8 protein-coding genes are annotated in these 6,890 nt (G+C 58.0%); 4 read left to right on the forward strand and 4 right to left on the reverse strand.

Annotated features, from left to right (window positions below; all coding sequences use genetic code 11):
- Positions 1-57 precede the first annotated feature (57 nt).
- The 4 genes from ACR0ER_RS08140 (at position 58) to ACR0ER_RS08155 (ending at position 2,929) form a co-directional block, all read left to right on the forward strand.
- Positions 58-1,065 (forward strand): hypothetical protein, encoded by a 1,008-nt coding sequence (locus tag ACR0ER_RS08140; protein ID WP_480768479.1) that lies wholly within the window; start codon positions 58-60, stop codon positions 1,063-1,065.
- A gap of 152 nt (positions 1,066-1,217) precedes the next feature.
- Positions 1,218-1,454, forward strand: coding sequence for a DUF1127 domain-containing protein (locus ACR0ER_RS08145; protein WP_170329602.1), 237 nt, complete (start codon positions 1,218-1,220; stop codon positions 1,452-1,454).
- Positions 1,455-1,497: 43 nt separating this feature from the next.
- Positions 1,498-1,698, forward strand: a complete 201-nt coding sequence (locus ACR0ER_RS08150) for a hypothetical protein (RefSeq protein ID WP_480768480.1) — start codon at positions 1,498-1,500, stop codon at positions 1,696-1,698.
- Between the two features lie 151 nt (positions 1,699-1,849).
- Positions 1,850-2,929 carry a tetratricopeptide repeat protein gene (locus ACR0ER_RS08155; protein ID WP_480768481.1) on the forward strand — a complete coding sequence of 360 codons (1,080 nt, stop codon included), beginning with the start codon at positions 1,850-1,852 and terminating at the stop codon, positions 2,927-2,929.
- A gap of 39 nt (positions 2,930-2,968) precedes the next feature.
- Here ACR0ER_RS08155 and ACR0ER_RS08160 read toward each other — a convergent pair whose 3' ends face one another.
- Genes ACR0ER_RS08160 through ACR0ER_RS08175 form a run of 4 tightly spaced genes read right to left on the reverse strand, consistent with a single transcriptional unit; the run spans position 2,969 to position 6,465 of the window.
- A complete protein-coding gene (locus ACR0ER_RS08160) occupies positions 2,969-4,111 on the reverse strand; it encodes a saccharopine dehydrogenase family protein (RefSeq protein WP_480768482.1) in 1,143 nt (380 codons plus the stop codon).
- A 3-nt stretch (positions 4,112-4,114) separates the two neighbouring features.
- The gene (locus ACR0ER_RS08165) at positions 4,115-5,170 is read right to left on the reverse strand and encodes a saccharopine dehydrogenase (protein ID WP_480768483.1); all 1,056 of its coding nucleotides are present in this window, start codon (positions 5,168-5,170) and stop codon (positions 4,115-4,117) included.
- A gap of 14 nt (positions 5,171-5,184) precedes the next feature.
- Entirely contained in the window at positions 5,185-5,799 is a 615-nt protein-coding gene (locus ACR0ER_RS08170) for a glutathione S-transferase family protein (protein WP_480768484.1), read from the reverse strand.
- Between the two features lie 15 nt (positions 5,800-5,814).
- Complete coding sequence (locus ACR0ER_RS08175; RefSeq protein ID WP_480768485.1) at positions 5,815-6,465, reverse strand: histidine phosphatase family protein; 651 nt, start codon at positions 6,463-6,465, stop codon at positions 5,815-5,817.
- Positions 6,466-6,890 lie beyond the last annotated feature (425 nt).

Raw genomic sequence — 6,890 nt, forward strand, 5'->3', positions numbered from 1 at the left:
CGTCTTTTCGGGGGGCTTTTATTTACCGCTTGTTGCGTTCTCACGCCGCGCGCTTCAGTGGCTTGCGCTGTTTGTGTCACGCTGCCGGAATACTCGCTTGCAGACCGCATCTTGTCGGCACAGGTGATGGTGTTGGCCGCACCCGCGCCGGACAATCCGTTCAGCTACACTCCGGTCTCCGTGCTCAAGGGCACACCAGAGCAGCTTGCGGTATTACCAGACATCCCCTTTCTGGTTGATAGTGTCACGCGATCCGCCTTTCGCACCGATCCGGACAGAACCGTTCTTATGATCTATGGCGGAGGGGTTCAGGACAAAGCGGGGCGCGGCTATGCAAATGTCTGGTCGAAGAGCTTTCTGATGACACCCGACCGGTCCGCTTACTTGAACGACGTGCGCGCCCGTCACGCGGACTGGAGCATCGGCAAAACGGATGACCCAACCCGCGTCGCCTTTTTTAGCCGTTTCCTGACGCATGAAGATCGGATTTTGCGCAACGCCGCCCTGATCGAGATCCACCGCGCACCATACCCAATTGCGCGGCAGGTTCGGGATGTTGTGCCGACGGCGCATCTGATGCGGGACTTGCGCGATGTAAACCGCCTTGCCTATGCGCCAACCATCATACGCCTGTTGGGGCTGCAATCAGATCCCGAGGCGCGGGCGCTGGTTCAAAGCCGTTATCGGTCTGCACTGCAAACCGGTAGCCTGAACCTGACCGATTGGGCGCTTGCGGGGATCGAGGTGGACGGAGCCGTTGCTGTTGACCTGATTGGAAACGCATTGGCGCAGCAGCATCGCACTCAGGAAGACAGGCAAAAGCTCATCCAGGTTCTGACCGATGGCGGTGCCGCACGGCCAGAGCTGCAGGCGCAAATTCTGGAAATCTACCGGCAAGAGTTGGAAAACAGCACCTCTCTGGCGGGTTGGATTGCTCTTTCCGTCGATGCTTGGGGAACGGGTGCTCTGACCGCATCGCTGCAAGAGGTTCTGGCACGTGACGACGTTGATCCGGTCGCGGCGTTTCTGATCCAAAATGTGCTGGGCGCTGACAACCCCGAGTGAATGGTAGGCCAACAACGTGGCGTTGCCTTCGTCGGATGTTCGATTCCACCAATTCTAAACTGAAGTTAATCTAACGCTCCGGTGCCGTTAATCCCGACTGCTTTAATCAGTTTTGAAACGAAAAACGCAATTCAGACTGAAAGGAGAAAGTCATGGGATACGCACAAACAGTTACTCCGCAGAAGGGGCTCTTCTTCGGTATGTTCTCGAATTACGCCGAAGCACGTGTCGAACATTTCCGCCGTGGAGTTTTCGCCAATACCGTCCGGTCGCTGGAGAAGTTGACCGATAGACAGTTGGAAGACATCGGAGTTCCGCGCAGCGAGATCAACCGACGCGCTTATGAAAGTGTTTACCACAAGCAGCCCTATAACCGTAACAAGCACTGATCGGAACGCCGCGCCAGGCGCGGCGTCAAACTTGGAGGAGAGAATGTTGGATTCTGGACCCAGCCGCGAGCTGCCAGTAAACGCCAGTTCTGTTTTGTTGTTCGATCAGGCAATGCGGTTGCAACTAATCAGAACAGAAATCGTGCGCGCTGCACAAGAACTGAACCGATTGAAGGACCAAGACCTAGCCGAACTTGGTATCAACCGTAACGACATCGACGACGTTATAGAACGCTATATCTGATCGACCGCAGCGTAGAATAAGCCAAAGCCATTCCGAGATTTCGGAGTGGCTTTTTTTTTGTCGGACGTATGGCGAGATGGATAGTTAATCGCAAGAAATCATGTCAAAAGTTACGCGTTAAAGTTGATTAATGCGTTGAAGGGACGGGGTTTTGAATGGGCGTATTGTAAGGCTGGTGGCAGCATGTCTGATCTTGATAACCGCTTTTCTTTTGTACCAGAACAAGCAGCACAGTGATTTGGTCGCAGATATGCTCGCAGCGGACTGTCACAGCCCCGACGCCGAGCCGGACAAGACCATTCAGGGCTGCAGCCGCCTTCTTGAAAACGCAAAGTACACGCCAGAGGAGTTGGCGGTTATCCAAATCTACCGTGGGCGGGCTTACATAGTAAAAAAGGACCTCCAGCGCGCGTTAGCAGAGTTCAAAGCCGCGGCAACCCTAAACGCGGAAGAACATCAGGCCTGGCAGTGGGTCAGCCATGTTTTAGGCAAATTGGGGGATGACGAGGCTGCATTTGACGCAATCGAAAAGGCCCATCAACTGGCCCCAACGATAACCTACACGGCTAAGCAGCGATTTCGTCTTTTAAAAAAGCTGGAGCGATATGAAGAGGCCGACGCATATTTCTCTCAGCTCATGGAAGAATACCCGGTGGCTGAAAATGAACGGCTGCTTTGGATGCCACGCAGACTTGGGCGGATGCGGCTCGAACGAGAACAGTACGGGTCAGCGGCTGAGGCATTCAGAGAAGCGCTTCGTGTTGATCTGACCCACGAGAAAACGCGACAGCAGTTTTTCGAAGCGTGCATGTTGGCAGGGTCAAACTGCCCACCCTTATTCCCCAACCGGCGAGAAAACTACCCCGTTTTGACCTGCGAAGAAGCGATCGTGAAATTGGGAGAGCACTATCCCAAGTTTGTTGAAAGTACAGTGTCAGAAGCAGGGTTCGAAACGCTTGAGGATTTCTTTGAACAAGGTGGGCTGCCAGCTAAGATGATTCTTCAGGCGATATATTTGGGAACAGCTTCGGAGGTTTTAACGGACTTCCCTTCAAGTGAAGCGGCTCGCTTTCTTGTAGATAATCGCGTGTTTGACTGTGTAAACGGCGGTTTGTTCCACTATCCCCCCGGTTCCGTCCAAGAGGTAGAATTGAAACTTGCGAACGAAAATCTCTTGAGCCCGCAAATGCGCCATAACCTCGTCGATCTGGCGCAGGCCGCTTTGAACTAAGGACACCGCCCCGGTCTTGATCAGGGCGGTGCCAGTCGTTCAGCTCAAATGATCTACCACCTGCAGATGCTGGGCCAGCTTGTCGATCTCGTCCATCCAGCCCTGCACCAGTTTCGGGTCGCTGGGGGCGGCGTGGACACCGGCGGGGATGGCGCGGTTCAGAACGGCCTCGACGGCCAGCGACACCGGCACTGACACCAGACGCGCCATGGCGGTGCCGCGCGCGTCGCCCCAGGCGTCCATCACATAGGTTTTGTTCCAGACCGGGGTGCCGTCTTTTTCCGCCTTCAGGCCCACGCACAGAACCACGCGGTCCGGCTCGCCCTCGTCGTAGGCGTTATCGGCCCAGAACTGGTCTGACATCTCTTTCAGGCGAGCGTCGCCTTCGGGGCCAGACAGCGTCTCGATCTCAGTGAACACGTCCGACCATGCCTCGGCCCAGCCGTTCAGGCGTAGGGTGCCACGGACGAATTCCTTAACCGGCCAGTGTTCCTCGAACTGGTACTCGGCCATGAAGGGGATCGAGTCGCGGTTTGGATAAACCTCAAAACTTTCCGGCGTCGGCAAAGGCGCGATATAGCTGGTGATCGCGTCCCATGGGCGCGCGACATCCAGCGGTGCGTAGTCGCGGATCGATTTCGACGGGGACCGCAGCGCCTTGAGTACACCCAAGGGCGACCAGCTGAACTTGTAGCGGAACGGGTTGGGGTTCTTGGGAATGCCACCGCAATAGGAGATAAAGCTCAGGTGGTTTTGCGCATCGAATGCGTCCGAGGCGCGGTAGTCTGCGACCAGAGCATGCGCCATCAGGTGGTCGATCCCCGGGTCAAGGCCCACCTCGTTGACCAACGCCACACCGGCCTCGCGCGCTTTGTTGTCCAGCGCGCGCATTTCAGGCGCGATATACGACGACGAGACGAAATTGGCCTGTTTCGAGATTGCCAGTGCCGCCAGCGGCACGTGCCAGTCACCCGGAAGCATCGAGACGATCACGTCGCCCTTTTCCAACACCGCGCCAAGCGCGTCGATGTCGAAGGCACGGATGTCATCAGTCAGGTCTCCGACTTCGGCCTTGGCCTTGTCGATGGTCCGGTTCCAGACGGTGACTTTATGCCCGCCCTCGATCAGGCGGCGCAGGCCGGGGATGGCCGACAGGCCGGTGCCACACCAGTGAATCGTCATCGCTCAGATCCCTCTCATATGTGTTTTGTAGATTGCTTCTGCCCGACCCCAGACGCCGCTGTCCAGATCGGTCAGGGTCAGCAGCGAGGGCAGCAATTGCGCGGCATAGTCTTCCGAGCTTTCGACCGGCAGCATCGACGGCAGGTTGTCGATGGCCATCACGTCCATCACAGGATCGCTGGCCACGCGCAGGGCGGGGGCCTCCCACGTGGTGGCGCGGTCATAGACGGGGACCGGGTTGTAGTCGCTGTCCGGGTCGCATGCCACGTCGCCGATGGCGGTCAGGTTGCGCGGAGCGGTCAGTGCCTCTGGCGGAACAAAGACCGGCGTGCCGGGGCGCGCGAAGATGCAGTTCAGGAACAGGTCGTGGTCGAGGATTTCCGGGAACGGTCCCTCGCTGGCGGTTTCGGCCATGTCCCATTTGGTGACGCTGACGCCCATCGCTTCGCACAGGTCTGCAGCCCCGGTTCCGACGCGGCCCAAAGCGCCGATGACGATGGCGCGCGGGCGGTCTGCGCCGGTGGCGTCCAGTTCGGCCAGCAGTTCGGCATTCAGCGCGTCCTTGCTGGGATAGACACCCACCGGCGGACATTCCTGATCCCGTTGCTGCGCGGCCCATGTCTTGAGTGTCACGGCAGCGCCTGCGTAACCGGCCCAATAACCAAAGGCTGCCACCCGACGGTCATTTTCGTCCACCAGATATTCCAGATCGTAAAGCGTACCGCCTCCGGCCTTGAACCGCTCCAATAGCGCGCGGCCGGAGTGCTGGCCTTTATAGGCGTGGCCGAACATGATGTGGCGGTGGGGCAGAGGGCTGCCGTCCTCGGGCAGTTCCTTGAGGCCGAAGATGATCGCATCCAACGGGGCTTCGGGCCATGAGTTCTCAGCCGCGATCTCACATCCCGCATCCTTGTAACCGTCAATCGGAATGGCGCGTACCGAGCTTTCTTCGACCGTCACGCGGATGCCTGCTGCGATCAGCGCGGCGGCGCCTTCGGGGGTCAGCCCGACCCGTTCCTCGTTCGGGCGCTGTTCTGCCCGGACCCAGAGATGTGTCATCGTATTTCCTTTTGTCAGAGCATTCCGGCGGCGCGCACCGCCTGAACCGAAGGCCGCGCCTCCATCGCCTCACGGAAGGCGACGATCTTGGGGAAGGCCGTAACGTCGACGCCGTCGCCTTCCAACCAACTGCAGACCACATAGAGATAAGCATCAGCCAGCGAGAACGCTTCACCCAGCACAAACGGCCCGCGCAGCCCGTTCGACGAGATATAAGCGCAAGACGCGGTCATCGTCTGCGCGACCTTGTCTTTCATGTCTTTCCAGCTGGATTTCTTGTCGGCCCAGCGGTGCCCGCGCATCTTGTGGGCGTGGTTCACATGCATGGTCGAGGCAAGGTAGAACATCACCTCACGCATCCGCGCCGCCATGATCGGATCCGCAGGTACCAGACCGGCCTCAGGCGTTTTGGCCGCGATATATTCCAGCAGAGCCCCGGTTTCGGTCAGGATACCACCATCCACCACCAGCGCCGGAACGCGGCCCTTGGGGTTGATTTGCTTGTAGGCAGGCTTTGTCTGCTCGCCCCCGGCAAAGTCCAGTTGGATCGCTTCATAGTCCAGCCCTGTTTCTTCCAAGGCGATGGCAACAGCGATCGAGATCGTGCGGGGGGCATAATAAAGCTGCATGGGGCCTCCGAAAAGTTACAGGTGGGTCTGCGCGTATTGCCGGTCCGGCGCTTCCAGATGCGGAACGGCGTTGAACAGGACCGGGCTCAGCTGCGGGCCGATCGGGTGCAGACGATGCATCGACGTGTTCATGATGGCAAGGGCCACACGCGCCATCGACGGGATATCCAGCCCCATCGCCTGCCGCACCACCATCGAGATCAAACCGCCCGAGGTCACCACGATCGCGGGTCCGCCCTCGGTGCCGATATCACGCAGCGCGCCAGAGACGCGGGCCTCGAACTCCTCGAAGGTCTCGGGTGTGTTTTTGATTTCGCCATTTGCCCAGGCTGAGAATGTCCGAGGCAGATGTTCAACAAACCCCTCACGGTCGGTCGGGACCACGACGCCGTGCTGCTGTTCGAACAGCTTGGCGATAGTGAAGTATTCAATCTCATTCAGCCGGGGATCGCGGATCGGCTCGGCCAGTCCCATGCTGGCGGCGGTCTCGACATGACGGGTCAGGGTGCCGCAATAGACGCGTGTATAGCTGGTTCGGGTGAACTGCAGATGCGCGCCCAGCCAGCGTGCCTGCTGGTGACCCAGATCGCTCAGCTTGTCATAGCTTTCTTCATCACGCGCATCGGTATTGGCCTGGCCGTGGCGAACCAGTGTTATATGTGACATGGCGGTCCCTCTCGGGCGGAGTCTTAGGGCAGGTTGTGGGCAGGGGCCAGAGGTGTTCCTTGGGCATCCGGCAAAAATCTCAGCGGCTTAGGGGGTATGCACCGCGGATCTGTCTGCATTTCCAATTTTTGATGTTGCGTAAAAGAAAAAAGTTTCCTATCAGAAACACGGATGCAGCATGCGGACGTATACGCTTTACTCGACCTTCGACAGGTCAAACCTGACACAGATCAAAGTTCCATACCTGTTGACTTGTGACACAGTCATGGGAAGCTTGGCGGTAACAGCTTTGGCGCAATACGAAAATTTGCAGCATTCAGCGACATTGACCTAAGAAAGGTTAGACCCATGACTGAAGTAAAGCGCACGCCTTTGTATGACTTGCATGTTGAGTTGGGTGGCAAGATGGTTGATTTTGCTGGTTG

The sequence above is a fragment of the Ruegeria sp. CH8 genome (genome assembly GCF_056536985.1).

What these genes read in the sequence shown, in the direction of transcription:
- ACR0ER_RS08150 (WP_480768480.1), top strand. Translation starts at nt 1,498, where the DNA reads ATGTTGGATTCTGGACCCAGCCGCGAGCTGCCAGTAAACGCCAGTTCT.
- ACR0ER_RS08170 (WP_480768484.1), bottom strand. Translation starts at nt 5,799, where the DNA reads ATGCAGCTTTATTATGCCCCCCGCACGATCTCGATCGCTGTTGCCATC.
- ACR0ER_RS08145 (WP_170329602.1), top strand. Translation starts at nt 1,218, where the DNA reads ATGGGATACGCACAAACAGTTACTCCGCAGAAGGGGCTCTTCTTCGGT.
- ACR0ER_RS08165 (WP_480768483.1), bottom strand. Translation starts at nt 5,170, where the DNA reads ATGACACATCTCTGGGTCCGGGCAGAACAGCGCCCGAACGAGGAACGG.
- ACR0ER_RS08160 (WP_480768482.1), bottom strand. Translation starts at nt 4,111, where the DNA reads ATGACGATTCACTGGTGTGGCACCGGCCTGTCGGCCATCCCCGGCCTG.
- ACR0ER_RS08175 (WP_480768485.1), bottom strand. Translation starts at nt 6,465, where the DNA reads ATGTCACATATAACACTGGTTCGCCACGGCCAGGCCAATACCGATGCG.